This window comes from Streptomyces sp. LUP30, assembly GCF_001746365.1.
Classification (GTDB): Bacteria; Actinomycetota; Actinomycetes; order Streptomycetales; family Streptomycetaceae; genus Streptomyces.
In genome coordinates this window covers 62159-88912 of the sequence record NZ_MJAJ01000036.1, presented here as the reverse complement: position 1 = coordinate 88912, position 26754 = coordinate 62159, and the positions used below count along the sequence as shown (strand labels likewise).

At 71.2% G+C, this 26754-nt stretch carries 22 protein-coding genes and 1 pseudogene; 9 read left to right on the top strand and 14 right to left on the bottom strand.

Features of this window, described 5'->3' with window-relative positions:
- Positions 1-305: 305 nt before the first annotated feature.
- The 6 genes from BG482_RS26400 to BG482_RS26375 form a co-directional block, all read right to left on the bottom strand.
- A complete protein-coding gene (locus BG482_RS26400; RefSeq protein WP_370745887.1) occupies positions 306-737 on the bottom strand; it encodes a hypothetical protein in 432 nt (143 codons plus the stop codon).
- Entirely contained in the window at positions 629-1276 is a 648-nt protein-coding gene (locus BG482_RS26395) for a YceI family protein (RefSeq protein WP_069771633.1), read from the bottom strand. Before BG482_RS26395 ends, BG482_RS26400 begins: the two co-directional genes overlap by 109 nt.
- A gap of 295 nt (positions 1277-1571) precedes the next feature.
- The gene (locus tag BG482_RS26390; RefSeq protein ID WP_069771632.1) at positions 1572-2267 is read right to left on the bottom strand and encodes a FadR/GntR family transcriptional regulator; all 696 of its coding nucleotides are present in this window, start codon (positions 2265-2267) and stop codon (positions 1572-1574) included.
- Between the two features lie 20 nt (positions 2268-2287).
- Positions 2288-3328, bottom strand: coding sequence for an ABC transporter permease (locus tag BG482_RS26385; protein ID WP_069771631.1), 1041 nt, complete (start codon positions 3326-3328; stop codon positions 2288-2290).
- A gap of 2 nt (positions 3329-3330) precedes the next feature.
- Complete coding sequence (locus BG482_RS26380) at positions 3331-4947, bottom strand: sugar ABC transporter ATP-binding protein (protein WP_079142167.1); 1617 nt, start codon at positions 4945-4947, stop codon at positions 3331-3333.
- A 50-nt stretch (positions 4948-4997) separates the two neighbouring features.
- Positions 4998-6050: a sugar ABC transporter substrate-binding protein gene (locus BG482_RS26375; protein ID WP_069771630.1), complete on the bottom strand. Its 1053-nt coding sequence runs from the start codon at positions 6048-6050 to the stop codon at positions 4998-5000.
- 292 nt (positions 6051-6342) lie between these two features.
- On the opposite strand from BG482_RS26375, the gene BG482_RS26370 reads away from it, so the two are divergent.
- The 4 genes and pseudogenes from BG482_RS26370 to gndA all read left to right on the top strand — a co-directional run bounded on the left by BG482_RS26370 (position 6343) and on the right by gndA (position 12269).
- Entirely contained in the window at positions 6343-7683 is a 1341-nt protein-coding gene (locus BG482_RS26370) for an enolase C-terminal domain-like protein (protein ID WP_069771641.1), read from the top strand.
- A gap of 445 nt (positions 7684-8128) precedes the next feature.
- Positions 8129-9828 (top strand): annotated as a pseudogene (locus BG482_RS26360) (cellulase family glycosylhydrolase).
- A gap of 223 nt (positions 9829-10051) precedes the next feature.
- A complete protein-coding gene (locus BG482_RS26355) occupies positions 10052-10558 on the top strand; it encodes a MarR family winged helix-turn-helix transcriptional regulator (RefSeq protein ID WP_069771628.1) in 507 nt (168 codons plus the stop codon).
- Between the two features lie 271 nt (positions 10559-10829).
- Positions 10830-12269: an NADP-dependent phosphogluconate dehydrogenase gene (gene gndA / locus BG482_RS26350; RefSeq protein ID WP_069771627.1), complete on the top strand. Its 1440-nt coding sequence runs from the start codon at positions 10830-10832 to the stop codon at positions 12267-12269.
- Positions 12270-12306: 37 nt separating this feature from the next.
- Here gndA and BG482_RS26345 read toward each other — a convergent pair whose 3' ends face one another.
- Together BG482_RS26345 and BG482_RS26340 are read right to left on the bottom strand one after the other, a co-directional pair.
- Positions 12307-13761 (bottom strand): glyceraldehyde-3-phosphate dehydrogenase, encoded by a 1455-nt coding sequence (locus tag BG482_RS26345; RefSeq protein ID WP_069771626.1) that lies wholly within the window; start codon positions 13759-13761, stop codon positions 12307-12309.
- Positions 13762-13947: 186 nt separating this feature from the next.
- Positions 13948-15390 (bottom strand): MFS transporter, encoded by a 1443-nt coding sequence (locus BG482_RS26340; RefSeq protein ID WP_069771625.1) that lies wholly within the window; start codon positions 15388-15390, stop codon positions 13948-13950.
- Between the two features lie 118 nt (positions 15391-15508).
- Here BG482_RS26340 and BG482_RS26335 point away from each other — a divergent pair, with 118 nt between their 5' ends.
- Together BG482_RS26335 and BG482_RS26330 are read left to right on the top strand one after the other, a co-directional pair.
- The gene (locus BG482_RS26335; RefSeq protein WP_069771624.1) at positions 15509-16126 is read left to right on the top strand and encodes a MerR family transcriptional regulator; all 618 of its coding nucleotides are present in this window, start codon (positions 15509-15511) and stop codon (positions 16124-16126) included.
- A 267-nt stretch (positions 16127-16393) separates the two neighbouring features.
- Positions 16394-16792: an SseB family protein gene (locus tag BG482_RS26330; protein WP_069771623.1), complete on the top strand. Its 399-nt coding sequence runs from the start codon at positions 16394-16396 to the stop codon at positions 16790-16792.
- A gap of 207 nt (positions 16793-16999) precedes the next feature.
- On the opposite strand, the gene BG482_RS26325 is transcribed toward BG482_RS26330, so the two are convergent.
- The 6 genes from BG482_RS26325 to BG482_RS26295 form a co-directional block, all read right to left on the bottom strand.
- Complete coding sequence (locus BG482_RS26325) at positions 17000-17392, bottom strand: MarR family winged helix-turn-helix transcriptional regulator (RefSeq protein ID WP_069771622.1); 393 nt, start codon at positions 17390-17392, stop codon at positions 17000-17002.
- A 76-nt stretch (positions 17393-17468) separates the two neighbouring features.
- Complete coding sequence (locus BG482_RS26320; protein WP_069771621.1) at positions 17469-17819, bottom strand: VOC family protein; 351 nt, start codon at positions 17817-17819, stop codon at positions 17469-17471.
- Positions 17820-18076: 257 nt separating this feature from the next.
- Complete coding sequence (locus BG482_RS26310; RefSeq protein ID WP_069771619.1) at positions 18077-19111, bottom strand: LacI family DNA-binding transcriptional regulator; 1035 nt, start codon at positions 19109-19111, stop codon at positions 18077-18079.
- A complete protein-coding gene (locus BG482_RS26305; RefSeq protein WP_069771618.1) occupies positions 19108-20013 on the bottom strand; it encodes a carbohydrate ABC transporter permease in 906 nt (301 codons plus the stop codon). The genes BG482_RS26310 and BG482_RS26305 overlap by 4 nt, the downstream gene beginning before the upstream one ends.
- On the bottom strand, positions 20010-20936 hold the full coding sequence (locus tag BG482_RS26300; protein ID WP_069771617.1) for a carbohydrate ABC transporter permease: 927 nt from the start codon (positions 20934-20936) through the stop codon (positions 20010-20012). Before BG482_RS26300 ends, BG482_RS26305 begins: the two co-directional genes overlap by 4 nt.
- Entirely contained in the window at positions 20933-22264 is a 1332-nt protein-coding gene (locus BG482_RS26295; RefSeq protein WP_069771616.1) for an ABC transporter substrate-binding protein, read from the bottom strand. The genes BG482_RS26300 and BG482_RS26295 overlap by 4 nt, the downstream gene beginning before the upstream one ends.
- 229 nt (positions 22265-22493) lie before the next feature.
- Here BG482_RS26295 and BG482_RS26290 point away from each other — a divergent pair, with 229 nt between their 5' ends.
- The 3 genes from BG482_RS26290 (at position 22494) to BG482_RS26280 (ending at position 26684) form a co-directional block, all read left to right on the top strand.
- Positions 22494-24515, top strand: a complete 2022-nt coding sequence (locus BG482_RS26290; protein ID WP_069771615.1) for a beta-galactosidase — start codon at positions 22494-22496, stop codon at positions 24513-24515.
- A 103-nt stretch (positions 24516-24618) separates the two neighbouring features.
- On the top strand, positions 24619-26187 hold the full coding sequence (locus tag BG482_RS26285; RefSeq protein ID WP_069771614.1) for an arabinogalactan endo-1,4-beta-galactosidase: 1569 nt from the start codon (positions 24619-24621) through the stop codon (positions 26185-26187).
- Positions 26188-26396: 209 nt separating this feature from the next.
- Complete coding sequence (locus tag BG482_RS26280) at positions 26397-26684, top strand: helix-turn-helix domain-containing protein (protein ID WP_069771613.1); 288 nt, start codon at positions 26397-26399, stop codon at positions 26682-26684.
- Positions 26685-26754: the final 70 nt, after the last annotated feature.

Sequence of the window (26754 nt, the reverse complement as noted above, 5' to 3'; positions counted from 1 at the left end):
CCCGTAGAGAATGATCTTCTTGCCGTCGACGCCGTCCCGGGCGGGGGTCAGCGCGTCCAGCGCCTTGCGCACCGCGAGGATGTTGGCCTTCGGGTGGTGCCCCATGAGGTCGAAGCGGAAGCCGTCGACCTTGTACTCCCCGGGCGGTGACCGCCTCCCTGTCCCCGCGGCCCGCCACGGCGCGCGGCGGACGACCGCGGCATCCGGCGCCGTGCTGCGCGTCGCGGCACCGGTCGGGAGGGCGACCGGCCGCACCTGGCGGGGACCGGCGTCGCCGGACGGGCCTCGGCGACCTCGGACGGGTCTCAGCGACCGACGAGGAGGGCGGGACGCTCCGCCGGGTGTCCGCGTTGGACCGGCGGCGCGGTGTGACGTCCGTCCGCGTCCGGGCCCGTCGGGTGGTCCGCCGTCGGGCGCAGGCATTCCATCAGGTAGCCGCCGGTGTCCGGGGCGAGGGTGACCCCGTGTGTCTCGCTGCGGAAACCGGGGAAACGGCGGTCGAAGGACTCCAGAGCGCCGAGGCGGCGCGGCAGCGGACCGTCGGGGCCGCCGACGCCTTCGCCGGGCACGGGGACGGGGATGCCGGGCGGGGTGACCGTGACCATGGCGGCGGCCACCTGGCCGGCGGTCAGTCGGTGGCGGGAGTGCGGATCGCCGCGATGTCGAATTGCAGACGCACCTTCTCGCTGACCATCGCACCGCCCTCGGCCAGCCGGGCATTGTAGGTGAGGCCCCATTCGGAACGGTCGATCGTGGTGGTGCCGTCGAAACCGACCCGTTCATATCCGAACGGGTCGGTGACATGCCCTATGTAGGTGAGTTCGAGAACCACCGGGCGAGTGGCGTTCTTGATGGCGAGATCACCGGTCATGCGGTAGACGTCCGAGCCGACGAGTTCCACGGCGGTACTCGTGAAACGCATATGCGGATAACTCGCCGCGTCCAGGAAGTCACGGCCGATCAGGTGGGCGTCGCGCTGCTCCACGCCGGTGTCGACGCTGGCCGTGGACAGCAGGATCTCGGCTCGCGAGCGGGACGGGTGGCGACCGTCGAACCAGAGCCGGCTGCGGTACTCGGTGAAAGCCCCGCGCACCGTGGTGACCAGGGCGTGGCGCACGGAGAATCCGATGCGGCTGTGCGCGGGGTCGATCATCCACTCTCCGGACAGCGCCGCCAGGGCGGGATCCGGCCGGAAGCCGGGCGTGTCGTCGGTGAGTTGCGGAGCGACAGGGGGCGCCGGACGTCGGACGGACGCGCCGCGGGTGAACAGGTTCATGGTTCACCTGGTTACTGCACCGCAGAAAGCGTCGCAAGCCGTCCCGGTCGGCGGCGACGGACCGAATCCGTACCGAAAGGCCTATACGCAGGCACCGCACGACGGGCGGGTACAACATCCACACATTCCCGTCACCGAAAGGTCAAGGGGAGACGGTTCGCCCGGAGCCTCCCGAAGCGCTTTCCCAAGCGACTTCCGAAGCCCTTCGGGAAGTTCCGCACGCGGTGCTGCGGTGAATTTCGGTCAGTGGCCGGGCGGCGAGCGGGAATTCCGACGCCGTGTGCGGCGGCCGCCGTCAGAGCGCGCCCACGGGGTCCTGTACGAGTCCGGCCGCCAGCCACTGCTCCACGGCCGCGATATGGACCGTCGCGGTCGACACGGCCAGCGGGGCGTCGCGTGCCCGGAGCGCACGGAGGATCTCGTCGTGCTCACGGTGGGCGTGGTCCACGGCCCGTTCGGTCCGGGTGCCCCGGACGATGCGGACCCGCTGGGTGCGCGTGGACAGCACGCGCAGCAGCATGGACAGCACCGGATTGCCGACGGCTTCGACGATCCGCAGATGGAACGCGATGTCGTGGCCGACGAACTCCTCCACCGTCGCGGCGGACCGGCACTGCCGCAGAAGGGCGGCCAGCTCGTCGTGGTCGGCGGGGGTGAGCAGCGCGGAGGCCAGCCCGGTCGCCTGCGGTTCGATCAGCCGGCGCACCTCCAGCAGGTGCAGGGCCGCACGGCCCTGGGAGACGTCCGAGGCGAACGAGAGCGACTCGAAAAGCAGTTGGGGCTCCAGGCTGGACACATAGGTGCCGTCACCCTGCCGGGTGACCAGGATCCGCATCGCGGTCAGCGCCCGTACCGCCTCGCGCAGCGAACTGCGGGACAGGCCGAGCTGTCCGGCGAGGACCTCCTCCTTCGGCAACCGGGAGCCCGGCGCGAGATCGCCCGCCACGATCATGGCCTTGATCTTGTCCATGGCCTCGTCGGTCAGCGCCATGAGCGTGCCTTCCTGTGCGCCTACTCCTGCTGCTCGCCGGAGGCGAAGCGGGAGATGATCAGGGCGACGATGATGATCGCGCCGTTGAGGAACTGGTTCCACAGCGGTGGCACACCGGCCAGCGTCATGACGTTGACGACGAGCTGGAGGGTCAGCACACCGGTCAGCGCGCCGAAGACAGACCCCTTGCCGCCGTTGAGGCTCACCCCGCCGATGACGGTCGCGGCGAAGACCTGGAAGATCCAGCCGCTGCCCTGGGTGGCGGAGATGGAACCGTAGTGGCCGCTGTACAGGATGCCGGCGAACGCGGCCAGCACGCTGCCGGTGATCAGGACGAGCCACACGATCCGGTCGACACGGATGCCGGCGGTGCGGGCGGCCTCCGCGTTGCCGCCGATCGCGTAGAGCGCCCGGCCGTGCCGCAGCCAGGCGAGGGCCGCGCTGCCCAGGGCGAACAGCACCACGCAGATCCAGATCGCCGCGGGCGCGCCCCACCAGGACGCCTTGCCCAAGTAGGTGAAGGACGAGGGCAGTTCGACGATGGACTGGCCCTCCGAGAGGGCGACCTGCAGTCCCCGCAGCATCGTGAGCATGCCGAGGGTGACGATGAAGCCGTTGAGCCGCAGCTTCAGGATCAGGAACCCGTTGACGGCGCCGATCACCGCACCCACCAGCAGACAGAGCGGAATCGCCGTCCACTCGGGCAGCAGTCCGAGTCCGGTGAACCGGGCGCCGCTCGTCGGCAGCACGAGCCAGACGGCGATGACCGGCGCCACCCCGATCGTGGACTCCAGGGACAGGTCCATCCGCCCGCTGATCAGGATGAGAGCGGTGGCGAGCACCAGCAGGCTCAGCTCGGTGGACTGCTGGGCCACGCCGATGAGGTTGTCGGCGGTCAGGAAGGCCGGCGAGACGATGAACCCGATCAGCCCGAGGACCAGGATGGCCGGGATCAGGGACAGTTCACGGAACCGGCCGAGATCGAGCCCGCGCCGGGAGTCCTCGGCGGTCGACCCGGCCACGCCGGCTGCGGGGTCGGTGACATCGGTGGTGGCGGACATGACTACCTCTCGTCCTGGGCTGTGCCGGGTGCGCCGGGGCCGGCGCCGGCGTCGGTGTCGGGCGTCGTGTGATCGGCCACGCCCACGCCCTCCATGGCGGCGACCACCTGCTCGTCCCGCCAGCCGGGGGCGAACTCGGCGACCACGCGGCCGTGGAACATCACGACGACCCGGTCGCACACCCTGAGGTCGTCCAGCTCGTCGGAGACGATCAGCGCGGCCTTCCCGCCGTCCGCGACCTCGCGGACACGACGCAGCAGGAACTCCTTGGACTTGACGTCCACCCCGTTCGTCGGGCGGACGGCGACCAGCACGCGGGGGTCGGTGGCGAGGGCGCGGGCGACGACGACCTTCTGCTGGTTGCCGCCGGACAGCGCGGACACCGAGGTGGCCGGACCCGGGGTCTTGATGTCGAGGTCGCGGATCATGCGCCGGGCGAAGACCCGGGTCCGGGAGGGCAGTACGGTGCCGAACGGGCCGAGCTGGTCGGTGACGGTGAGCGTCGCGTTCTCCGCCACGCTGCGGTTGCCGACCAGACCCTGGAGGTGACGGTCCTCCGGTACGAGGCCGACGCCCGCGGCCAGCGCCGACGGAACGCTGCCGCTGCGCACGGCCCGGCCGCCGACCGAGATCCGGCCCTCCTCGGCGCGGTGCAGACCGGCGACCGCCTCCCCGACCCGCACGTTGCCGCTGGCCGCCGCCCCGGCGAGCCCGACGACCTCGCCCGAGCGCACCGACAGGGACAGCCTCCGGCAGACACCGGGGAGCGTGAGCCCGTCGACGGTCAGGAGCTCGGGGCGCTCGTCCGGTCCGCCGGTCCGGCCGCCGGCCGCCGGTCCGGCGGCCGCGGCGGCGGTCGTGTCTCCCGTCATCGCCTCCACCAGAGCCTGGTGACCGACCTCGGTCACCGGCGCGGTGAGGATGTGGGTGGCGTCCCGGTAGACGGTGACCGTGGTGCAGAGGTCGTACACCTCCTGCAGGTGGTGGGAGATGTAGAGGAAGGCGACGCCCTGGCGCTGGAGGTCGCGCAGCTTGGCGAAGAGCCGGCCGATGCCCCGGGCGTCGAGCTTCGCGGTCGGCTCGTCGAGGACGATGAAGCGGGCGCCGAAGGACAGGGCGCGCGCGATCTCCACGAACTGCCGCTGTTCCACGGTGAGGTCCCTGGCCCGCGCGGTGGCGTCGACGTCCACCCCGTACTCGCCGAGCAGTTCCTCGGCCCGGCGCCGCAACTGCCGCCAGCGGATGGGCTGCAGCGGGCCGGCGCTCTGCCGGTTCAGGAAGAGGTTCTCCGCGACGGTCAGGTCCGGGATGATCGTGGAACGCTGGTAGACGCAGGCCACCCGGGCGCGCCAGGCGTCGATGTCCCCCACGGGCGGGGCGGGTTCGCCGGAGAACCGCAGGACGCCGGTGTCGGGCCGGCGCAGTCCGGTGAGCAGGGACACGAGGGTCGACTTGCCGGCCCCGTTACGGCCCACCAGCGCGTGCGACTCGCCGGGCGCGACGGCGATCCGGGCGTCGCGCAGCGCGACGGTGGCGCCGAACCGCTTGCCGATCCCGACGGCCTCGGCGACCGGGGTCGGGCCGGCGCCGTGCGCCGGCGCGGCCGGGGGGTGAGCCATGACGGGTACCGTCCTTCCAGGGGTGCGGGCGCTGTCGCCGGTCGGGTGGGTCACCGGCTCACGTTGTTGCCCCACAGGGCCTTGTCCTCGACGTTGTCCTTGGTCACCAACGGCGCGGGCAGCTGGTCCTCCAGGCCGTTGGGGATCTTGATGATCGTGGAGCCGTGGTCGGTGGGCCCCGCCGCGAACGTCTTGCCCTCGGCCGCTGCCTTGGCGTAGTACAGCGCGTACTTGGCGTAGAGGTCGGCGGGCTGGGAGACGGTCGCGTCGATCTGGCCCTTGCGGATGGCGTCGAACTCCTGGGGGATGCCGTCGTTGGAGACGATCGCGATGTGCCCCTTCTGGCCCGCCGGCCTGAGCAGCTTCTTCTGCTCCAGCAGGGCGAGCGTCGGCTGCAGGAAGACGCCGCCGGCCTGCATGTAGATGCCGCCCAGGTCGGGGTGCTGGGCCAGCAGGCTCTGCAGCTTGGCGGAGGCCACGTCGCCCTTCCAGTCGGTGGGCAGCTCGAACACCCTTATGCCGGGGAACTTCTGCTTCATGCAGGCGGCGAAGGCCTCGGACCGGTCGCGTCCGTTGATGGAGTCCAGGGCGCCCTGGAGCTCGGCCACCTTGCCCTTGCCGCCGAGCTGCTTGCCGAGGTACTCGCATGCCTTGGTTCCGTACGCCCGGTTGTCGGCCCGGACCACCATGTAGACGTCGCCCTTGTCGGGCCGGGTGTCGACGCTGACCACCGGGATCTTCTTCGCGGCGAGCGCGTCCAGGGTGGAGGCGACGGCGCCGGTGTCCTGGGGCGCCATGACGACGGCCTTCGCGCCCGTGTTCTGGAACACCTGCACGTTGGCCACCAGCTTGGTGACGTCGTTCTGCGAGTTGCTCAGCGGCAGGGCGTTCACGCCGTCGGACTTGATGTCCTTCTTGAGGTACTGGGCGTAGGAGTTCCAGAAGTCGGAGTCGGAACGCGGCAGGTCGATCCCGACGGCGGGGCTGTCGCCGCCCGCGCTGTCCGACCCGGCGCTGTCGCGGTTGCACGCGGTCAGGAGGGCGAGGGCCGCGATGACGGCGCCGGCTGCTGCGGCGGTGGAACGGGTGCGGGCGAGGTTCATGGCCGGGTTCTCTCCTTGCCAGGGATGGGAGTCGCGCGAGGTGAGGGACGGAAGGGGCAGGGCGCGTCGGTCCGCGGGGGGAGAGCGCGAGCGCGGTCGGGGAGGCGGAAAGTCCTCCGATGTATCTCGAACGCCGAGGACGCTACGACGGCGTCACCCGCGCTGACAAGAGGTTGTCTCCGAGCAATCGTGGGTTTTCCGGGGGTGTTGTCAGCGTCGGCGGATCCCCCTAAAGTCGCGGTTCTGGAATTCCTCCGATGTATCAATGTCGTCGAGCATGAAGGGCGCCCCCTTGACCGCAACCCCGGCCCGGATCGTGGCGGTGGACACCCACGACATCCGCTTCCCGACCTCGCGGGAGCTGGACGGCTCCGACGCGATGAACCCGGATCCCGACTATTCCGCCGCCTACGTGGTGCTGCGGACCGACGCCGGCGACGGACTCGAGGGCCACGGCTTCAGCTTCACCATCGGGCGCGGCAACGACGTCCAGGTCGCCGCCATCGCTGCCCTGCGCCCGCATGTGCTGGGGCGGTCGGTGGACGAGTTGTGCGCCGACCCGGGCTCCCTCGACCGCGATCTGATCGGCGACAGCCAACTGCGCTGGCTGGGGCCCGAGAAGGGCGTGATGCACATGGCGGTCGGCGCGGTCATGAACGCCGTCTGGGACCTCGCCGCCAAGCGGGCCGGGCAGCCGCTGTGGCGTCTGCTGGCCCACGCCGACCCCGAATGGCTCGTCTCCCAGGTCGACTTCCGCTACATCGCCGACGTGCTCACCCCCGCGGACGCCCTCGCCCTGCTCCAGGACGCGCGCGCCGGGCTGGCCGAGCGCGAACGGGTGCTGCTGGAGCGCGGATACCCGGCCTACACCACCTCGCCGGGCTGGCTCGGCTACTCCGACGAGAAGCTCACCCGGCTGGCCAAGCAGGCCGTCTCCGACGGATTCACCCAGATCAAGCTGAAGGTGGGCGCCGATCGTGCCGACGATCTGCGGCGGCTGCGCACGGCCCGCGCCGCCGTCGGCGACGGCGTGCGCATCGCCGTCGACGCCAACCAGCGCTGGAACGTCGGCGAGGCGATCGAATGGACCCGCGCCCTGGCCGCGCTGGACCCGTACTGGATCGAGGAACCGACCAGTCCCGACGACATCCTCGGTCACGCCGCCATCCGCGAGGCGGTCGCGCCGGTGAAGGTCGCCACCGGAGAACACGTGCAGAACCGCGTCGTCTTCAAGCAGCTGCTCCAGGCCGGCGCCCTCGACGTGCTGCAGATCGACGCGGCCCGGGTCGGCGGCGTCAACGAGAACCTCGCGATCCTGCTGCTCGCCGCCAAGTTCGGGGTGCCGGTGTGCCCGCACGCCGGGGGAGTGGGGCTGTGCGAACTCGTCCAGCACCTCGCCATGTTCGACTACCTGGCCGTGTCCGGCACCACCGAGAACCGGGTCATCGAGTACGTCGACCACCTTCACGAGCACTTCGCCGCGCCGGTGGTGATCCGTGGCGGCCACTACACGGCCCCGCTCGCCCCGGGCTTCTCCGCCGCGATGTACCCGGCCTCGATCGCCGAATACCGTTACCCGGACGGCACGTTCTGGGCCGCCGACCTCGCCCGGGGAGGAACGCAGGACGCCTGACGGGCGGGGCCGCTGCCCGGCCGGCCGGGATCGTCGGAACGCCGGGGCCTCCATCCGATCGGCATGGTGATCCCCCCTCTCGCCGACATCCGCCCGGCCGGCGACGTCCCGCGCGTGCGGTCCGACGTCGTCAACGGCGTCAAGAGGCCGTCCGTGGAGGTCGCCCTCGCCCGAGGCGAACGACGACGCGCGATGCGCTGTGCGGTGGGCCCCGCCGAGCGCCTCCCGTTCGGCAGCTGCGGCTCTCCCGTTCGGCCATGCGGCGGACGGTGAGCGGGGAAAGGTGAGGGCGGCCGGGGCCGCTCGGCGCCCGAGCGTCGAAGGAGTGCGCGACATCTTGACGTGTACTCGACGTAATGGCTTCATGGGAGCGCTCCCACATGCCGCGCCACGGGAGCGCCCCCTTCTCCCGCCCGAGTTTCTTGGCCTCACTCCTGGAGTCGCAGTGAGAACGACAAGAAGCACGACCACGAGCACCGCACGAACGCACCCCCTGGGTAACCCCTTGGGCACGCTGCTGACCAGGCTGGCGGCCCTCCTCGGCCTGGTCCTCGTCGGCGCACTGTGCCCGGCCGTCGCGCTCGCCCAGGACCAGGCCCGCTCGCCCGGAGGCCTCGCCTCCGGTCTCCACATCAGCGACGGCCGCCTGGTCGAGCGCAACGGGAACGACTTCGTCATGCGCGGCGTCAACCACGCCCACACCTGGTATCCGGGCCGGACGCAGCAGTCGCTCGCCGACATCAAGGCCATGGGCGCCAACGCCGTGCGCGTCGTCCTCGCCGACGGCCACCGCTGGAGCGCGAACAGCCCCTCCGACGTCGCGAACGTCATCACCCAGTGCAAGGCCGACCGGCTCATCTGCGTCCTGGAGGTGCACGACACCACCGGCTACGGCGAGGACAGCGCGGCCGGCACGCTCGACCAGGCGGCCGACTACTGGATCGGTCTCAAGGACGTCCTGGCCGGCCAGGAGGACTACATCATCGTCAACATAGGCAACGAACCGTGGGGCAACACCGACCCGGCGGGCTGGACGGCGCCCACGATCGCCGCGGTCAAGAAGCTGCGCGCCGCCGGACTCCAGCACACGATCATGGTGGACGCCCCCAACTGGGGTCAGGACTGGCAGGGCGTGATGAAGGCCAACGCCCGGTCCGTGTACGACGCCGACTCCACCGGCAACCTGATCTTCTCGATCCACATGTACAGCGTCTTCGACACGGCCGCGGAGGTCACCGACTATCTGAACACCTTCGTCGACGCCAAGCTGCCGCTTCTGATCGGGGAGTTCGGCGGTCCCGCGGACCAGTACGGGGACCCCGACGAGGACACCATGATGGCCGCCGCCCAGCAGCTCGAGCTCGGCTACCTGGCCTGGTCCTGGAGCGGCAACACCGACCCGATCCTCGACCTGACGCTCGACTTCGATCCCACCCGGCTCAGTTCCTGGGGCAAGCGCATCTTCAACGGCGTCAACGGGATCGCCCAGACCGCGAAGGAGGCCACGGTCTTCGGCGGCGGAACCCCGGGCGACACCCGGGCCCCCACCGCCCCCGGCGCTCCGACCGCCTCGGCGGTGACGGCCACCTCGGCCACCCTCACCTGGGCCGCGGCCACCGACGACGTCGGCGTCACCGGCTACGACGTCGTGCGGATCAGCGGGACCACCGAGACGGCCGTCGCCGCGTCGACCGCCACCAGCGCCACCGTGACCGGCCTGACGGCGAACACGGCGTACGCCTTCGCCGTCTACGCCCGTGACGCCGCCGGCAACCGCTCCGCCCGCTCGACCGCCGTGAACGTCACCACCGCCGGCGCGCCCGCCGTGGCCTGCGCCGTCGGCTACCGCGTGGTGGGGGAGTGGCCGGGCGGCTTCCAGGGGGAGATCTCCCTGCGCAACCCCGGCTCCACCCCGATCAGCGGCTGGCGGCTCGCCTTCGCCTTCGCGGACGGCCAGTCCGTCACCGGCATGTGGGGCGGGACCGCCGCCCAGAGCGGCGGCTCGGTGACCGTGACCCCGCCGCCTACACCTCCACCGTTCCCGCCGGCGGTTCGGTCATCGTCGGCTTCCTCGGAAGCAGGGGCGCGGCCAACACCGCACCGACCGCGTTCACGCTGAACGGCGGTGCGTGCAGCACCGTCTGACGAGCCATCGGGCCATCGATGCCCTGCCGCCCGGCGCCTGCCGGCGAGCGGGAGCGGTACGAGCGCCCCGGGCGACCACGCGCGGACATGGACCCCGCGTGGTCGCCCCGGCGACCGCCGCGCCCGGAGCGTCGAGCTCGACCGAACGGATCCCGGCACGGCCTCCTGGGCCGCCGGATCGGCGGACCCCGGTCCCGCGCAGGGCACCCCGTAATGTGTGCCCATGTCCACGACGCCCCGCTGGCTCAACGCCGACGAACGCCGAGCCTGGCTGGCCTACGTCGAGTTCTCCACGCTGCTCGCCGACCACCTCAACCGCCAGCTGCGGCGCGACGCCGGGATGACGCACGCCGACTACAGCCTGCTGGCCTACCTCTCCATGGCCCCCGACGGCACCCTCGGCATGTCCGACCTCGCCGAGCGTCTGAAGATCACGCGCAGCCGGCTCACGCACGCGGTGAGCCGGCTGCGCGAGGTCGGTCTCGTCGACCGCCGGGAGGATCCCGCCGACGGCCGGGGTCAGCTCGCCTTCCTCACCGAGGAGGGCAGGGCGCTGCTGGAGGAGGTGGCTCCCGGTCACGTCGAGGCCGTGCGCCGGGCGGTGTTCGACGTCCTCACCCCCGAACAGGTGCGTCAGTTCGGGGACATCGGCGAGGCGATCAGCCAGGCCCTGCACCGGGCCGAGAGCGCCGAGGCCGACCCCGCGGCGCTGCCCTGGCGTCGCCGGTAGCCGGCGGAAGCGCGGCGGCCCGTTTCGTGGCGCGGCGGCCCATTCGGGGCGGGGCATGGAGGGACGGCCGTGGACCGGCGGTCCGGGCCCGCGGTGGACCGCGTCGGGTCGGCGGGGCGGGGCAGGTCGGGGCCGCGGTGGGGCGGCTCCGGGGCCCGCCCGGTGAGGGAATCGGCGGGGAATCGAGAAGAACCGGCCGACGGTCCGTACCTGGGGGTACCGGGGGCCGCCCGCCCCTCCGACCGCGCCATCGATCCAAGGGACGTACCTCGTGAACGCAACCGCCGCCATCGGCGTCACCGGCCTCGGCGTGATGGGCCGCAACCTCGCGCGCAACTTCGCCCGCAACGGCTACACCGTCGCCGTCCACAACCGCAGCGTCGGGCGCACCCGCGCGCTGGTCGAGGAGTTCGGCCACGAGGGCGCCTTCGTCCCCGCCGAGTCGGCCGCCGACTTCGTGGCGGCGCTCGAACGTCCCCGACGACTGATGATCATGGTGCAGGCGGGCGAGGTCACCGACGCGGTCATCGAGGAGTTCGCCCCGCTCCTGGAGCCCGGCGACATGATCATCGACGGTGGCAACGCCCACTACGCCGACACCCGCCGCCGCGAGGAGGCGCTGCGCGAGCGCGGCCTCCACTTCGTCGGCGCCGGTGTCTCCGGCGGCGAGGAGGGCGCGTTGAACGGGCCGGCCGTCATGGTCGGCGGCTCCCCCGAGTCGTACGACGTCCTCGGCCCGATGTTCGAGTCCATCAGCGCGAAGGTCGACGGCGAGCCCTGCGCCACCCACATCGGCACCGACGGCGCCGGGCACTTCGTCAAGATGGTGCACAACGGCATCGAGTACGCCGACATGCAGCTCATCGCCGAGGCGTACGACCTGCTGCGCCAGGTCGCCGGCTACACCCCGGCCGAGATCGCCGGCATCTTCCGCACCTGGAACCAGGGCCGGCTCGGCTCCTATCTCATCGAGATCACCGCGGAGGTGCTCGCCCACACCGACGCCGACACCGGACGGGCCTTCGTCGACGTCGTCGTCGATGCCGCCGGTCAGAAGGGCACCGGCCGCTGGACCGTGCAGACCGCCCTGGATCTCGGCTCTCCGGTCACCGCCATCGCCCAGGCCACGTTCGCCCGGGCCTCCTCCGGCCAGCGCGAACTGCGCGCCGCCTACGCCGGACTTCCCGGCGGCACCACGCCCCCGCTCAGTCGCACCGAGGCCTCGCGCTTCACCTCGCAGGTCGAGCACGCCCTGTACGCCTCGAAGGTCATCGCCTACGACCAGGGCTGGAAGATGATCCAGGACGCGGCCGAAGAGTTCGGCTGGAAGATCGACCTGGGCGCGGTCGCGCGGATCTGGCGTGGCGGCTGCATCATCCGTGCCTCGTTCCTCGACCGCATCCGCGCCGCGTACGCGGCCGACCCGAAGCTGGTCAGCCTGCTCGGCGAGATGGAGTTCGCCATGGAGATCACCGACGCCCAGGTGCCCTGGCGGGAGACCGTGGCCTCCGCCGCCCGCCGCGGCATCCCGGTGCCGGCCTTCTCCGCCGCGCTCGCCCACTACGACACCCTGCGTGCCGAGCGGCTGCCCGCCGCCCTGTTGCAGGGACAGCGCGACTACTTCGGCGCCCACACCTACGGCCGCACCGACCGTCCGGGCGCGTTCCACACCCACTGGGCCGAGTCCGGCCGGCCGGAGACATCCGCCTGACGGGTCCGCCCCCGCCGTTCGGTGTCTCGGGGTCCGGTCAGACGCTCGTCGCCGGGTACGTCGGGTACTCCACGCCCGAGACGTGCTGGACGACGCGGACGACCTGGCAGGAGTAGCCGAACTCGTTGTCGTACCAGAGGTAGAGGATCGCGTTGTCGCCGTCCACCTTGGTGGCGCCGGCGTCGATGATCGAGGCGTGGCGCGAGCCGATGAAGTCCATCGAGACCGCGTCCGGCGCCGTGGTGAAGTCGATCTGACGGCGCAGCGGCGAGGTCAGCGAGACGCCGCGCAGGTACTCGAGGACCGTCTCACGGTCCGTCTCGCGGCCGAGCCGCAGGCTCAGGATCGCGATCGAGACGTCCGGCACCGGGACGCGGATCGAGCTGCCGGTGATCGGCGCCTTGAGGTCGGGCAGCGCCTTGGCGACCGCGGACGCTGCGCCGGTCTCGGTGATGACCATGTTCAGCGGCGCCGAACGTCCGCGCCGGTCGGCCTTGTGGTAGTTGTCCAGCAGGTTCTGGTCGTTGGTGAACGAGTGCACCGTCTCCACGTGGCCGCGCAGCACGCCGTACTCGTCGTTCATCGCCTTCAGCGGCGGGACGATCGCGTTGGTGGTGCAGGAGGCGCAGGACAGGATCTGCTCCTCCGGCTTGATCGTGTCGTGGTTGACGCCGTGCACGATGTTCGGGACGTCGCCCTTGCCGGGCGCGGTCAGCACCACCTTGTCGACGCCGGGCCGCAGGTGCTTGGAGAGGCCCTCGCGGTCGCGCCACTTGCCGGTGTTGTCGATCAGGATGGCGTTGTCGATGCCGTACGCCGTGTAGTCGACCTCGGACGGATCGTCGGCGTAGATGACCGTGATCTCGTTGCCGTTGGCGATGATGCGGTTGTTGGCCTCGTCGACCGTGATCGTGCCCTGGAACTGGCCGTGCACGGAGTCGCGGCGCAGCAGGGAGGCCCGCTTGACGAGGTCGTCGGCGGCCCGGGTGCCGCCGCCGCGCACCACGATGGCGCGCAGCCGCAGGCCGTTGCCGGAGCCGGACTTCTCGATCAGCAGCCGGGCGACGAGCCGGCCGATGCGGCCGAAGCCGTACAGGACGACGTCGCGCGGCTCGCGGCGGTCGATCTTGTTGGCGCCGGTGGCGCCGGCGACGGCCTCGGCGGTGAAGTCCAGCACCGACAGACCGCGGTCGTCGGCCCGGTGGCTCTCGGCGAGTATGCCGATGTCGATCTGGGCGGGGCCGAGGTCGAGGGTGGTGAGGGCCTCAAGGAAGGGGAGCGTCTCGGTGACCGAGAGCTCCTCGCCCGCGATCTGCCGGGCGAACCGGTGGGTCTTGAGGATGCTGACCACCGACTTGTTCACCAGGGAGCGGCTGTGCAACAGGACGGTCACGTCCCGTTCGCGGTGCAGCTTCCCGATCATCGGGATCATCGACTCCGCGATCTCCTCGCGGTTCTTCCAGTCAGTGAACGAATCGTCGTTGAGCGTCACGGGCCTATCTTTCGAGCTAGGTGGCGCTCATATGCTAACCCTGCGGTCGTTCGATCATTCAAGCGGGCCTGCGCTCAGGTGTGCGGGTACGGTCGAAGGCGGTCGGCGCGGGGGAGAAGGCGACCCCGCGACGGGGAGCGACGCGGACGCGCGGCGGCGCCTGCCCCCCGACCTTCACGGCAGGGATCACGCCTCCGCGGGGGCCTGCTGCCGGCGCGGGATGGCCAGGGCGCACAGGGCGCCGGCGAACACCACCGCGACACCGACCCACACCGCGGGATGCAGCCCGTCCACGAACTCCTGCTGTCCGCGGGTGCCGCCGTGCGCCGCGAAGACGGTGCTCAGCACGGCGATGCCGAGGGCGCCGCCGATCTCCCGCACCGTGGTGTTGGCGCCGGACGCCTTGCCCGCGTGATGCCCGGCGACCGAGCCGAGCACGACCGCCGCCGTCGGCGCGAACACGAAGCCCATGCCGACACCGGCCACGATCATGGGACCGACCAGCGACGGGTACGCCGTGTCGACGTCGGCGACCAGGTTGATCCAGCCCAGCCCCACACCCTGGAGGAAGAGTCCGAGAGCCATCAACCGCCCGCCGCCCACCCGGTCGGTGAGCAGACCGGCCACCGGCGCGACGAACATCGGCATCAGCGTCCAGGCCAGGGTGCGCACGCCGGCCTCCAGCGGGGTGCGCGCGGGCACGATCTGGAGGTACTGGGCCAGCAGGAACAGGGAGCCGAAGACGCCGAAGTACATGGCCGCCGAGACGATGTTGGTGAGGGTGAAGGACCGCGCCCGGTAGAACGACAGGGGCAGCATCGGGTCCTCCGTCCGTGCCTCCCAGGCGACGAACCCGGCCAGCAGCGCCGCGCCCGCCGTGAACGTGCCCAGCACCTTCGGCGACGTCCAGCCGTCGGGGTCGCCGTGCACGATGGCCCAGACCACCGCGCACAGGCCGGCCGCGGCGAGCGCCATGCCGACGAGGTCGAGCCGGACGCCGGGCAGCGAGCTCTCCCGGAGGGCGAACAGCACCAGCGGGATCGCGATCAAGCACACCGGCACGTTGATCCAGAAGATCCACCGCCAGTCCAGACCGTCGACGACCGCCCCGCCGACCACCGGGCCCATCGCCACGGCCAGGCCGCTCACCCCGGACCACACGCCCAATGCCATGCCGCGCAGCCGGGCCGGCACGGCCTGGGAAAGCAGGGTCAGCGACAGCGGCATCACGGCTGCCGCCCCGAAGCCCTGGACCGTGCGGAAGGCGATCAGCTGGGCGCTGGAGTCGGCGAGACCGCAGCCGACGGAGGCCAGGGTGAAGACGGCGATGCCGGCGACGAAGACCCGCCGTCGTCCGAACCGGTCGCCGAGCGCGGCACCGGTCATGAGCAGACAGGCGAAGCTCAGCACGTACGCGTTGACGAACCACTGCAGTTCCCGGGTGTCCGCCCGCAGGTCGACGGCCAGGGTGCGAAGGGCCGTGGAGACGACGAGGTTGTCGAGCGCGACCATGAACATGGGCACGCTCGCGGCGACGATCGCGAGCCACAGGGGTATGCGGCGGCGCTCGGGCGGCGGGGCGGAGACGACCGGTTCGTCGAGGACCGGGCTCTTCTCGGACAGCGTCATGACTGATGCCTTCTCTCCGGCGGCGCGAAAGAATATTGGATACCTCTACTATCCGTGTTAGACAGTAGAGGTATCCAATATTCATGGCAAGGCCGAACAGCGAACCGGAGCCGATCGCATGCGCATCTCCGAACTGAGCCGTCGTAGCGGCGTCTCCGTGACGACGATCAAGTACTACCTCCGCGAAGGGCTCCTCCCGCCGGGACGTCAGACGGCGGCCACGCAGGCCGAGTACGACGATCAGCACCTGCACCGGCTCCGGCTGATCCGTGCGCTGACCGGCGTGCGCGGTCTGTCGGTGGGCACCGCCAAAGAGGTGCTCGACGCCCTCACCGAGCACGCGGACGACACCCACCGTCTGCTGGGCGTGGCCCTGGGCTCGGTCCGGGTGGGCGGGAAACCCGCCGAGGACGCTCCGGAGGCGGCCGAAGTCACCGACCTCGTCGAGGAGTTGGAATGGCGGGTGCACGAGGCGGCGCCCGCGCGTGCCGTCCTCGCCGAGACCCTGAGCTCCCTGCGCGCGCTCGGGGTCCCCCTCGACTGGCGCACGCTCCTGCCGTACGCGCGGCTCGCCGAGCGCACCGCGGTCCTCGATCTCGACCAACTCGACGGACTCGACGATCCGTTGGAGACCGCCGAGCGCGCCCTTCTGCTGACCGTCCTCCTGGAGCCCGCGCTGATGGCGCTCAGGCGCATGGCCCAGGAGAATGAGTCGGCCCGCCGTCACCAGCCGTGACCGCCCGGCGCCGGGGCGCCCCGAGGTCCCGGCGCCCGGAGTGGAACCACGAGCCGCCAGGGCAGCCGAGGGCATCTGCCGGCCATGGAGGGCGCACCCCGCGGATCGGCGTGTGTCACGAAGGGGCGCCCGGCGGTCGCCGCGCGTCCGGGGGCCGACGGTCGCGGGGCGGCCGGGGCGTCCACGTGGCGGCACCGCCCCGGCCGGGGGATTGAGGCCCGCACGGTCGGGTACGCGAGGCCGGACCGCCGCTACCAGGGAGCTTCCATGGAGACACCCGCGCACGACCGCTCGAACAATCCCGCCGCGCTCGCGCTGGACGCGCTGGCCAGGGACACCGAGAACACCGTCGCACTGGACACGCTCGCGCACTGTGACGTGCTGGTCCCGGTGCCCGACGACGCCACCGACGAGGACGTCACCGACCCGACCACGGTCGCCCTGCCCGTCCTCGAACAGCCCGGGGGCGCGCCCGTTGTGCCGGTGTTCACCTCCGAGCCGGAGATGGCCGACCTGCTGCCGGAGGTCGACCGCTATCGGCTGGTGCCGCTCGCCGCGCTCGCCGCGCAGTGGCCGAGCGGAGAACTGTCGCTCTCGATCGACGGGGCGGGCGATCACCCGCTGACGCTGACCTCCGAAGGGGTGCGCACCCTGCTCGTGCGCTGAGACACGGGAGGCGGGGCCCGCGCCTCTCCGGCACGCCCGTCCCGCTCGGACCGGGCGGCGCCGGCGCCTCGGCGGTGAGTGCGTCGTCGCGACGCCGTCGCCGCCGGGGCGACGTGGCGCGGGCGGCGGGGGACGGCCCCCAGCCCGGCAGCCGCTCCGCGTCCCGCCCGCGGAGGACCGCGGACGGCCGGCGGCCGCTCGCCGGGATCAGGACCCGGTCAGCAGCCGCTCCAGCACCTGCCGCTGCAGCGGCAGCACCTCGGCATGCAGGTCACGGCCCTTGCGGGTCAGGGCGACGTACACCCCGCGCCGGTCCTCCAGGCAGACGGACCGCTCCACCAGGCCTTCCTTCTCCAGGCGGCCGATGAGCCGGGACAGCGCGCTCTGGCTCAGATGCACCCGGCCGACGAGGTTCTGCACCCGGCACTGGTCGCCGTCCTGGGGCGCCTCGGAGGCGAGGATGTCGAGCACCTCGAAGTCGCTCGCACCGAGGCCGTGCGGATGGAGCGCCCGATCGATCTCGCACATCGTGCGCGCGTGCACCGACAGGATGTCCCGCCACCGCTCCTCGAGGCCCGCCCCGGCCGTTTTCGCTGCCATACCCGCACGGTACACCGATCGGGCGATTCATTGACGTTGCAACTAGTGCGGGTGCATGCGTTCGGCGCGGCCGTGCTCAGGCAGTCGGATCCTGGAGCAGTCCCACCAGATTGCCGTCCGCGTCCTTCACGAAGGCGATCAGCCTGCCGCCGCCGACGTCCTGGGCGTCCTGCAGCAGCTCCGCGCCCGCCCCCAGCAGCGCCGCGAGCCGCTCGCGCAGGTCCGTGACGTGCCAGTACGGAACCGGCCCGGTCATCCCCTTGGCGTGCCCGTTGGGGTCGAGGCCGACGTCCTGGCCGGCGGCCTTGAAGCCGACGTAGTACGGCTCGTCGGCGTACGGCTCCACCCCCAGCAGCGCGCTGAACAGGGCCTTGGCCCGGACGATGTCCTTGACGGGGTAGATGATGGTCTGCAGGCCGGCGGCCATGGCGTCCTCCTCGCTGTGCGGTGCGTACGAACACGTCCGTGTTCTCGCACTCCTCACGCTAGGCCGGGGAAGGCGGGACGGCTTCTCCGATCCTGACCGGTCGGCGATCCTGACCGGCCGGCCCGGCCTGACGAGGTACCGCGCGCCCGCCGCCGTTCCGCACGTCATCACGCCCGTCCCGGACCGCGGCCGACGCGAGCAGCGCGCCGCCGCCGCACCGGCCCTCCTTAAGGAGCGCGCGGCCGGCTCCGCCGACGTCAGGTCGACTCGCGCTTGACCAGTTCCGTCGGAAGGATCACCGCCGCCGGTTCCTCGCCCCCGATCTGGGCGAGCAGCACCCGGACCATCTCACTGCTGATGCGGTCCCAGGGCTGGCGGATGGTGGTGAGGGAGGGGCTGGCCGCGGTCGCCGCGGGGGAGTCGTCGAAGCCGCCCACCGCGACGTCCTCCGGCACCCGCCGGCCCGCCCGGTGCAGTGCCGTGAGCACACCCTGCGCCATCAGGTCGGACGCGACGAACACCGCGTCCAGGTCCGGCGCCCGGGCCAGCAGCCGCTCGGCCCCGGCCTCGCCGCTGGCCCGGCTGTAGTCGCCGGAGACGACGATCCGCTCGTCGTACGCGATGCCCGCCTCGGCCAGCACCTCGCGGTAGCCGGCCAGCCGCTCCACACCGCCGGGGGTGTCCAGCGGTCCGGTGACCACGCCGACGCGCCGACGGCCCTGCGCGAGCAGATGGCGCACCATGTCCCGGGCGCCGTCGCGGTCGTCGGCGGCCACATAGCTCACCTTGGAGCCGATCCCGATCGGCTTGCCGCACGCGACCAGGGGCACGCCCGCCTCGCGCAGTTCGGTCGCGATCGGATCGCCGGAGTGACTGGAGACCAGCAGCACCCCGTCGACGTGTCCGGCGGTGATGTACCGCGTGATGCGCCGCCGCTCGTCCTCGGTCCCGGCCAGCATCAGCAGCAGAGGGACGTCGTGCGCGGCCAGCGCCTGGGTGCAGCCGCGCAGCAGGACATTGAAGTTGGGGTCCTCGAAGAACCGTTCCTGAGGTTCCGTCAGCAGAAAGCCCACGGAGTCGGAACGGCCGGTGATCAGCGAGCGGGCGTGCCGGTTCACGACGTAACCCGTCCTGCGGATGGCGGCGTTGACCGCCTCGGCCGCGGTCGGGCTGACGTAGTGCCCGCCGTTGAGGACGCGCGAGACGGTGCCGCGCGAGACGCCCGCCTCCCGCGCCACGTCGTGGATGGTCGGCGGTTTGCGCCGGCCCCCGGCCCCATTGTTCATAATCATGACTTTACGGCTCCGGAGAGCAGGTCCAGACTCCAGAACCGCTGAACGACCAGGAAGAGCGCCACGAGCGGGATCACCGCGAGGAACGCGCCGGTGATCACCAGCGTGTACAGCGCCGGCGTGTTGGCGCCCTGTTCGAGGAGGGTGAACAGGCCGAGGGTGATCGGGAACTTCTCGTCGTCGCTCAGCATGATGTACGGCAGCAGGAAGTTGTTCCACACCGCGACGAACTGGAACAGGAACACCGTCACCAGTCCCGGGATCATCATCGGCAGCGCGATCCGGGTGAAGATCCGCCACTCGCTCGCCCCGTCCATACGGCCCGCCTCCACCACGTCGCCCGGAACGGCCGCGGCGGCGTAGATGCGCGCGAGGTAGACGCCGTAGGGGGAGAGGATCTGCGGCAGCAGCACCGACCAGTACGAGTCGGTGAGGCCGGCCTTCGCCAGCAGCAGGTACTGGGGAACGGCGAGAATGATCGGCGGCATCAGCACGCCCGCCAGCAGGATGTTGAACATCGTCTCGCGGCCGCGGAAGCGGTACATCGCCAGCGCGTATCCGCTGAACGCCGACACGCATGTCGACAGCAGCGCGCCCAGACCGGCGTAGAGGGCGGAGTTGCCCATCCACTGCCAGTAGACGCCGTCGCGGTAGGCGTTCAGGTCCCTCAGGTTGTCGGCGAAGCCCGTGCCCGGCAGGAACGTGAACGTGGTGAACAGCTCGCGCCCGGACTTCGTGGACGCGATCACCACCCACGCCACCGGCAGCAGGCAGTAGAGCGCCCCCAGCAGCAACGTGAGGGTGGGGACCAGGGCGATCCGGCGGCGCAGCGGCGGACGGCTGCGGGCCTTGCCCGCGGCGCCGGCCGCCGAGGGGGCGTGGTGGACGGCAAGAGAACTCATCGCGCTGCCTCCTGCTTGTTGCGACGGTTCGCGCCCCGCAGGAAGCCGAAGGACAGCACCAGCGTGGCGAGCGCGATGATCACGGCCTCGGCGGCCGCCTGGTAGACGTCTCCGGCGCCGAACGCGTCCCGGTACACCTTCATCAGCGGACTCCAGGTCGTGGACACGGAGTTGGTGAGGGGCTTGAGGGTGGTCGGTTCGCTGAACACCTGGAGTGTGGCGATGATCGAGAAGAAGAAGGTCAGCACCAGCGAGGGCGCCACCATCGGGATCTTGATCCGCAGTGCGATCTGCAACGGGGTGGCGCCGTCCAGCTTCGCCGCCTCGTACACCTCGGCCGGGATGGCCTGCAGCGAGGTGTAGATGACGATCATGTTGAAGCCGGTGCCGCCCCAGATCGCGATGTTCGACAGGGCGAGGTACAGCGGGCCGCCGTCCAGCAGGTCCGGCTGCGGCATGCCCAGCTTCTGCAGGACGTAGTAGAAGGGGCTGACGTCCGGCAGGTACAGGAAGCCCCAGAGCAGTGCCGCCACGACGCCGGGGACGGCGTACGGCAGGAAGATCGCGAGCCGGGTGAACGGGGCGAGCCGCACCCGGTCGGAGTCGAGCATCAGCGCGAACAGCAGCGCCAGGCCGAGCATCACCGGCACCACGATGCAGCCGTAGCCGAGGACGCGCAGCGCGCCGTCGAGCAGCTCGCTGTCGGTGAGGGCGTCGGTGTAGTTCTCGACGCCGGCCCACACCTCCTTCCGGGCGCCCGAGCCCAGGCCGAGCCCGGAGACGTGCACCTTGTGGAGGCTGAGCCACACCGCGTACCCGATGGGCAGCGCGAAGAACAGGGCGAACAGAACCGTCGCGGGGAAGAGGAAGCCGTACGGGGCCCCCTTGACCCCGTGCGACCTCCGGCGGTGTGCGGTGGTCACTCGGAGACCTCGAAGCCCTGCTTCTTCATGTCGGCGACGGTGGCCGACTGCATCTTGGCCAGGGCGGCGGAGAAGTCCGACCGGTCCTTGGCGGCGGCGCCGAAGGCGTCGTTGAAGGTCGTGTAGGCCACGTTGACGTTCGGGCCCCAGGACGAGGGCGCCGTCGTCTTGGCGATCTTGGCGGCCAGGGTGTAGAAGTCCGCCTGGTTCGAGAAGTAGTCCGGCGGAGTGGTGAAGGCGCCGCTGAGCTGGGCGGAGGTGGAGGCGGGATAGATGCCGCCCTCCTTGGCCAGCGCGCTCAGGGCGTCGCCGTCGGTGTTCAGCCAGGCGGCGAACTTCGCGGCGGCCTCCTTGTGCTTCGAGTCCGTCGTCACGGCCGTGGAGGATCCGCCCCAGCTGCCGGTGACGTTCTCGCCGTTCGACCACTGGGGGAGGGGAGCCATGGCCCACTTGCCCTTGGTGTCGGGCGCGGCGGTGGTCAGGGTGCCGGGGGCCCACACGGCGGAGACCCAGGCGATCTGCTTGCCGGTGTCGAGCGCCTTGTTCCAGGCCGGGGTGTACATGGGCTGGTTGTCGACGGCGCCCTCCTTGACGAGGCCGCCCCAGAAGTCGGCGACCTTCTTGGTGGCCGCGTCGTCGATGGCGACCTTCCACTTGTCCCCGGAGGTGGTCCACCACTTGGCGCCGGCCTGCTGGGCGAGGCCCGCGAAGAGGCCGGAGTCGTTGGCGGAGAAGGTGGTGAGGTCCGTGCCGGGGGACTTCTTCTTGAGTGCGCGCGCGGTCCGGGCGAACTGCTCCCACGTCGCGGGGACCGTGAGGCCGTACTTCTTGAAGAGGTCCGCGCGGTAGTAGAACATCATCGGGCCGATGTCCTGCGGCACCGCGTAGACCGCGTCCGTGCCGAGCGTCGTCTGCTGCCAGACCCCGTCGGCGAACTTGGCCTTCGCGTCCCCGACGTTCTTCGCTATGTCCGCCAGCGCGTCATTGCTGACCAGTGTCGGCAGCGCCTGGTACTCGGCCTGCACCAGGTCGGGGGCCTTGCCGGCCTTGTGCGCGGTGAGGATCTTGGTGATCAGGGTGTCGCCGGACGCCTGCTTCTTCACCGTGACGGTGATCCGGTCCTTCTTGCCCTGGCCCTTGTTCCACAGGTCCACGACCTTGTCCATGCCGGGCGTCCACGTCCAGTACGTGAGCGAGACCGGGCCGGACGCGCTGCCGCCGTCGTCGTCGGACGAGCCGCAGGCGGCGAGTGCGGTGGCGCCGAGGGTGACGGCGAGGGCGGAGGCCGCGCCTCTGACAAGGAGCCGCCGACGCTTCGTGTTGGGCATGGATCTCTCCCCTGACCTGGGTTTCCGCCCGATGCGGAAACCTGCCACGCGAATCGCACGACCGAGGGCCCCACCGTCGCGAGGCCCCGTCATGCTGTCTGTGAGCGTTCACAGTAGAGAAACATCCCGGACACTTGTCAATGGTTGTTGCTGTGCGGTTATGTTGGGCTCTGAACGCCCGCCACTGTGTGTGCACGTTCCCAAATGATCGATAAAACGGGAGACATCCATGCCGGAGACCAGCCCCAGGGGCCTCACCAGGCTCGCCTTCGGGGGGGACTACAACCCCGAGCAGTGGCCGGAAACCGTCTGGCAGGACGACGTCCGGCTGATGCGCGAGGCCGGCGTCACCATGGTCAGCGTCGGGATCTTCTCCTGGGCGCTCCTGGAGCCCGCGCCGGGCGAGTACGACTTCGGCTGGCTCGACCGCGTCCTCGGCCTGCTGCACGAGAACGGCATCCGCGTCGACCTGGGCACACCCACGGTGGCGCCGCCCGTGTGGTTCTACCGCCACCATCCCGAGGCGCTGCCCGTCACCCCCGAGGGCGTGCGCTACGAGTTCGGTTCCCGCGGTGCCATATGCCACAGCAACGCGGACTACCGCGCCGCCGCGGCGAACATCACCACGCGCCTCGGCGAGCGGTACGCGGACCACCCGGCGCTGGCGATGTGGCACGTGCACAACGAGTACGGCGTCCCCGTCTCCGCCTGCTACTGCGACTCCTGCGCCGCCCACTTCCGCCGCTGGCTGGCGACGACGTACGGCACGGTCGACGCGGTCAACGAGGCCTGGGGGACCGCCTTCTGGGGCCAGCGCTACGCGCGCCTTGAGGACGTCAACCCGCCGCGCGCCACCCCGACCGTGGGCAACCCGGGCCAGGCCCTGGACTACAAGCGGTTCGCCGACGCCACCATGCGCGAGAACTTCTGCGCGGAGCGGGACATCCTGCACCGGCTCGCGCCCGGCGTCCCGGTGACGACCAACTTCATGACCGCCCTCAGCCAGTGCGACTCCGTCGACTACTGGGCCTGGGGCCGCGAGGTCGACATCGTCACCAACGACCACTACCTGATCACCGACGGCCGCCGCACCCACGTCAATCTCGCGATGGCCGCCGACCTCACCCGCTCCGTCGGCGCCGGGGCGCCCTGGATCCTGCTGGAGCACTCCACCTCGGGCGTCAACTGGCAGCCCCGCAACCCGGCCAAGGCTCCCGGCCAGATGGCCCGCAACTCCCTGGCGCACGTGGCCCGCGGCTCCGAGGGGGCCATGTTCTTCCAGTGGCGGCAGTCCCGGCGCGGCGCCGAGAAGTTCCACTCGGCGATGCTCCCGCACGGCGGCGCCGACACCCGCGTGTGGCGCGAGGTCGTCGAACTCGGCTCCTCGCTCGACTCCCTCGCCGCCCTGCGCGGCACCCGCACCGAGGCCGACGCGGCGGTCCTGTGGGACTGGCAGTCCTGGTGGGCGCAGAACCTCGCCTGGCGCCCCAGCGAGGACGCCGACCCGCGCGAGCGCGCCGACGCCTTCTACGAGGCCCTGTACGACCGCCACCTCACCGTGGACTTCGCCCGTCCCGAGGCCGACCTGTCGGCGTACCCGCTGGTCGTCGTGCCCGCCCTCTACCTGATGACCGAGGCCGCCGGGAACAACCTCAGGGCGTACGTGGAGAACGGCGGCACCCTGGTGGTGTCGTACTTCTCGGGCATCGTCGACGAGCACGACGCCGTCCACGAGGGCGCCTACCCGGGGGCGCTGCGGGACGTCCTCGGCCTGACGGTCGAGGAGTTCTCCCCGCTGCTCCAGGGCGAGAGCGTGCGGTTGACGGGCCCCGACGGTCGCGAACTCGGCGGCGACGTCTGGACGGAGTTCGTGGTGCCGCGCGGCGCCGAGACCGTCTGGACGTACGCCGACGGCCTCGCCGCCGGCCGCCCCGCCGTCACCCGGCACCGCCTCGGCGAGGGCGTCGCCTGGTACGTCTCCACCCGTCTCGGCCAGGACGGCCTGGACGCCGTGCTCGGCCGGGCCGCCGAGGACGCGGGAATCGCCCCGCGCGCCGGCCTGCCTCGCGACGTCGAGGTCGTACGCCGCTCCGGGGAGACGGGCAGCTACCTCTTCGCGATCAACCACACCGCCGCCGACGCCAAGGTGCCGCTGGAGACGCCCGGCGCCGAACTGCTGACGGGCGAACGCGCCGCGGGCCGCCTCGCGGTCCCGGCCGGAGCCGTCCGGGTCGTGCGACTCGACGGCTGAGCCGACTCCCCCTCCGCCCGTGGAGCCGCGAGCCGCGGGCGGAGGGGGTCCCTCTCCACGAGGGAACCCCATCCCCATCACGTCGAAGGGACGACGGACGACGATGTTCCATCCCAGACGCACTCTCAGGGCCCTGCTGCTGCCGCTCGCCGCCGGACTCGCCCTCACCGCCCTGCCCGCACAGACCGCGCAGGCGGCCACCACCCTCGCCAACGGCGGCTTCGAGAGCGACGCGACCGGCACCGCGACGCCGGCCGGCTGGTCGACGTACTCGGCGACCGGACAGAACTCCGCCTCCTTCACCGAGTCCGGCGGCCACGGCGGGAGCTACCGCCTGTCGCACTACTCGGCCTCCGCCTACAAGGTCGAGACGTACCAGTACCTGTCCGGGCTCGCCAACGGCGCCTACAAGCTCACCGCCTGGGTGCGCTCAGGGGGCGGCCAGAAAGCCGCGTACCTGGCGCTGAAGGACTGCGGCAGTGCGGAGCAGCGCACCGACCTGCCGGTGTCGTCCAGCAGTTGGGTACGGATCGTCACGTCGATCAAGGTGACCAACAACCAGTGCACCATCAGCATCAACAGTGACGCCAACGCGGGTAACTGGATCAATGTTGACGACCTGACCTTCACATCGGGCTCGACCGGTCTGTCCGTCAAGGGCGCTGACATCTCCTCTCTCGCCAAGAGCGAGGCCAAGGGCGGCGTCTACCGGACCACCTCCGGTGCCACCGGCGACGCGGTGGCCATCCTGAAGAACGCCGGCATGAACTACGCGCGCCTGAAGGTGTGGGTGAACCCCGCAGACGGCTACAACGACAAGACACGCGTGCTGGCCATGGCCAAGCGGATCAAGGCCGCCGGCATGAAGCTGCTGGTCGACTTCCACTACTCCGACACCTGGGCCGACCCCGGCAAGCAGACCAAGCCCGCCGCCTGGACCGGCCACTCCTACAGTCAACTGAAGACCGACGTCTATCAACACACCTACGACGTCCTCAACGCCCTCAAGTCCCAGGGCACCACGGCGGACATGGTCCAGGTCGGCAACGAGATCAACGGCGGCATGCTGTGGTCCGAGGGCTCCACGGACAACTGGTCGCAGCTCGCCGGCCTCGTGAACGCCGGCTACAGCGCCGTCAAGGCGGTCTCCTCCGGCACCCGCGTCGCACTGCACCTGGCGAACGCCGGTGACGACGCCACCGTGCGCTGGTGGTTCGACAACGCCAAGACGTACGGCATCGATTACGACGTGATCGGCCTGTCGTACTACGGATACTGGCACGGCTCGGCGGCCGCCGCCCAGACCACCCTGGACGACGTGGCCTCCCGCTACGGCAAGCCGGTCTTCATCGCCGAGACGGCCTACCCCTTCCGTCTCGACAGCGACGACGCCCTCGTCAACCAGATCGACACCACGGGCGAGCTGGTCACCGGCTACCCGGCGACCGCCGCGGGGCAGCTCGCCTGGATGAACACCGTCGCGAACATCGTGGAGGCCGTCCCCGGCGGCCGCGGTCTCGGCGTCTTCTACTGGGAGGCGACCTGGACGGCCGTCGCCGGCAACGGCTGGGACCCGGCCGACGCCTCGTCCGGCAACGGCTGGGAGAACCAGGCGCTGTTCGGCTACGACGACAGGGCCCTGTCCTCCATGGCGTGGTTCAGCCACCGCTGAGGCGTCGGGTCCGACCGGGCAGGGGTCCGTCCGCACCGCGCGGGCGGCCCCTGTCCGTCTCTCCGCGAAACGGTGAACAGCCGGGCGCGGCAGGGGCGTTGGATCCCGGCCAAGGCTCCCGGAGTGCGGGACACGGCGGCCTGCACTGCGCGAGAGTGGGAAGGCGCGGTACGACGGAGCCCCGGGTCGGGGGCGGAGGGGGACCGAGGATGCTGAGGACTCCGGTGAGCGAGAGGCGACTGGACATCCTGGAGTGGCTGAAGGAGCCGTGCCGGCACTTCCCGTCCCAGCGTCACGGCGACCCCGTCGAGGACGGCGTCCCCGCCGACGTCATCGCGACCAAACTCGGCGTGCGCCGGCAGGTGGCGAACACCCATCTCACGCTTCTCGCGGATCTCGGCCTGCTGCGCGCCAAGCGGATCAGGCGACGCACCTACTACCGGCGCGACGAGATGCGCATCGCGGAAGTGGCGCGCATGTTCGACAAAGGGTGGTAGCCGACGTCGCCAGGGGGCGCAGAGCACGGGGAGACCACTCCGCGGAAAGCCCCGGCAAAGGACCACGGCC

Excerpts from the sequence above, each read along its gene's own strand:
- BG482_RS26400 (WP_370745887.1), bottom strand. The coding sequence starts at position 737 with ATGGGGCCTCACCTACAATGCCCGGCTGGCCGAGGGCGGTGCGATGGT.
- BG482_RS26395 (WP_069771633.1), bottom strand. The coding sequence starts at position 1,276 with ATGAACCTGTTCACCCGCGGCGCGTCCGTCCGACGTCCGGCGCCCCCT.
- BG482_RS26390 (WP_069771632.1), bottom strand. The coding sequence starts at position 2,267 with ATGGCGCTGACCGACGAGGCCATGGACAAGATCAAGGCCATGATCGTG.
- BG482_RS26385 (WP_069771631.1), bottom strand. The coding sequence starts at position 3,328 with ATGTCCGCCACCACCGATGTCACCGACCCCGCAGCCGGCGTGGCCGGG.
- BG482_RS26380 (WP_079142167.1), bottom strand. The coding sequence starts at position 4,947 with ATGGCTCACCCCCCGGCCGCGCCGGCGCACGGCGCCGGCCCGACCCCG.
- BG482_RS26375 (WP_069771630.1), bottom strand. The coding sequence starts at position 6,050 with ATGAACCTCGCCCGCACCCGTTCCACCGCCGCAGCAGCCGGCGCCGTC.
- BG482_RS26355 (WP_069771628.1), top strand. The coding sequence starts at position 10,052 with ATGTCCACGACGCCCCGCTGGCTCAACGCCGACGAACGCCGAGCCTGG.
- BG482_RS26340 (WP_069771625.1), bottom strand. The coding sequence starts at position 15,390 with ATGACGCTGTCCGAGAAGAGCCCGGTCCTCGACGAACCGGTCGTCTCC.
- BG482_RS26335 (WP_069771624.1), top strand. The coding sequence starts at position 15,509 with ATGCGCATCTCCGAACTGAGCCGTCGTAGCGGCGTCTCCGTGACGACG.
- BG482_RS26330 (WP_069771623.1), top strand. The coding sequence starts at position 16,394 with ATGGAGACACCCGCGCACGACCGCTCGAACAATCCCGCCGCGCTCGCG.
- BG482_RS26325 (WP_069771622.1), bottom strand. The coding sequence starts at position 17,392 with ATGGCAGCGAAAACGGCCGGGGCGGGCCTCGAGGAGCGGTGGCGGGAC.
- BG482_RS26320 (WP_069771621.1), bottom strand. The coding sequence starts at position 17,819 with ATGGCCGCCGGCCTGCAGACCATCATCTACCCCGTCAAGGACATCGTC.
- BG482_RS26310 (WP_069771619.1), bottom strand. The coding sequence starts at position 19,111 with ATGATTATGAACAATGGGGCCGGGGGCCGGCGCAAACCGCCGACCATC.
- BG482_RS26305 (WP_069771618.1), bottom strand. The coding sequence starts at position 20,013 with ATGAGTTCTCTTGCCGTCCACCACGCCCCCTCGGCGGCCGGCGCCGCG.
- BG482_RS26295 (WP_069771616.1), bottom strand. The coding sequence starts at position 22,264 with ATGCCCAACACGAAGCGTCGGCGGCTCCTTGTCAGAGGCGCGGCCTCC.
- BG482_RS26290 (WP_069771615.1), top strand. The coding sequence starts at position 22,494 with ATGCCGGAGACCAGCCCCAGGGGCCTCACCAGGCTCGCCTTCGGGGGG.
- BG482_RS26285 (WP_069771614.1), top strand. The coding sequence starts at position 24,619 with ATGTTCCATCCCAGACGCACTCTCAGGGCCCTGCTGCTGCCGCTCGCC.
- BG482_RS26280 (WP_069771613.1), top strand. The coding sequence starts at position 26,397 with ATGCTGAGGACTCCGGTGAGCGAGAGGCGACTGGACATCCTGGAGTGG.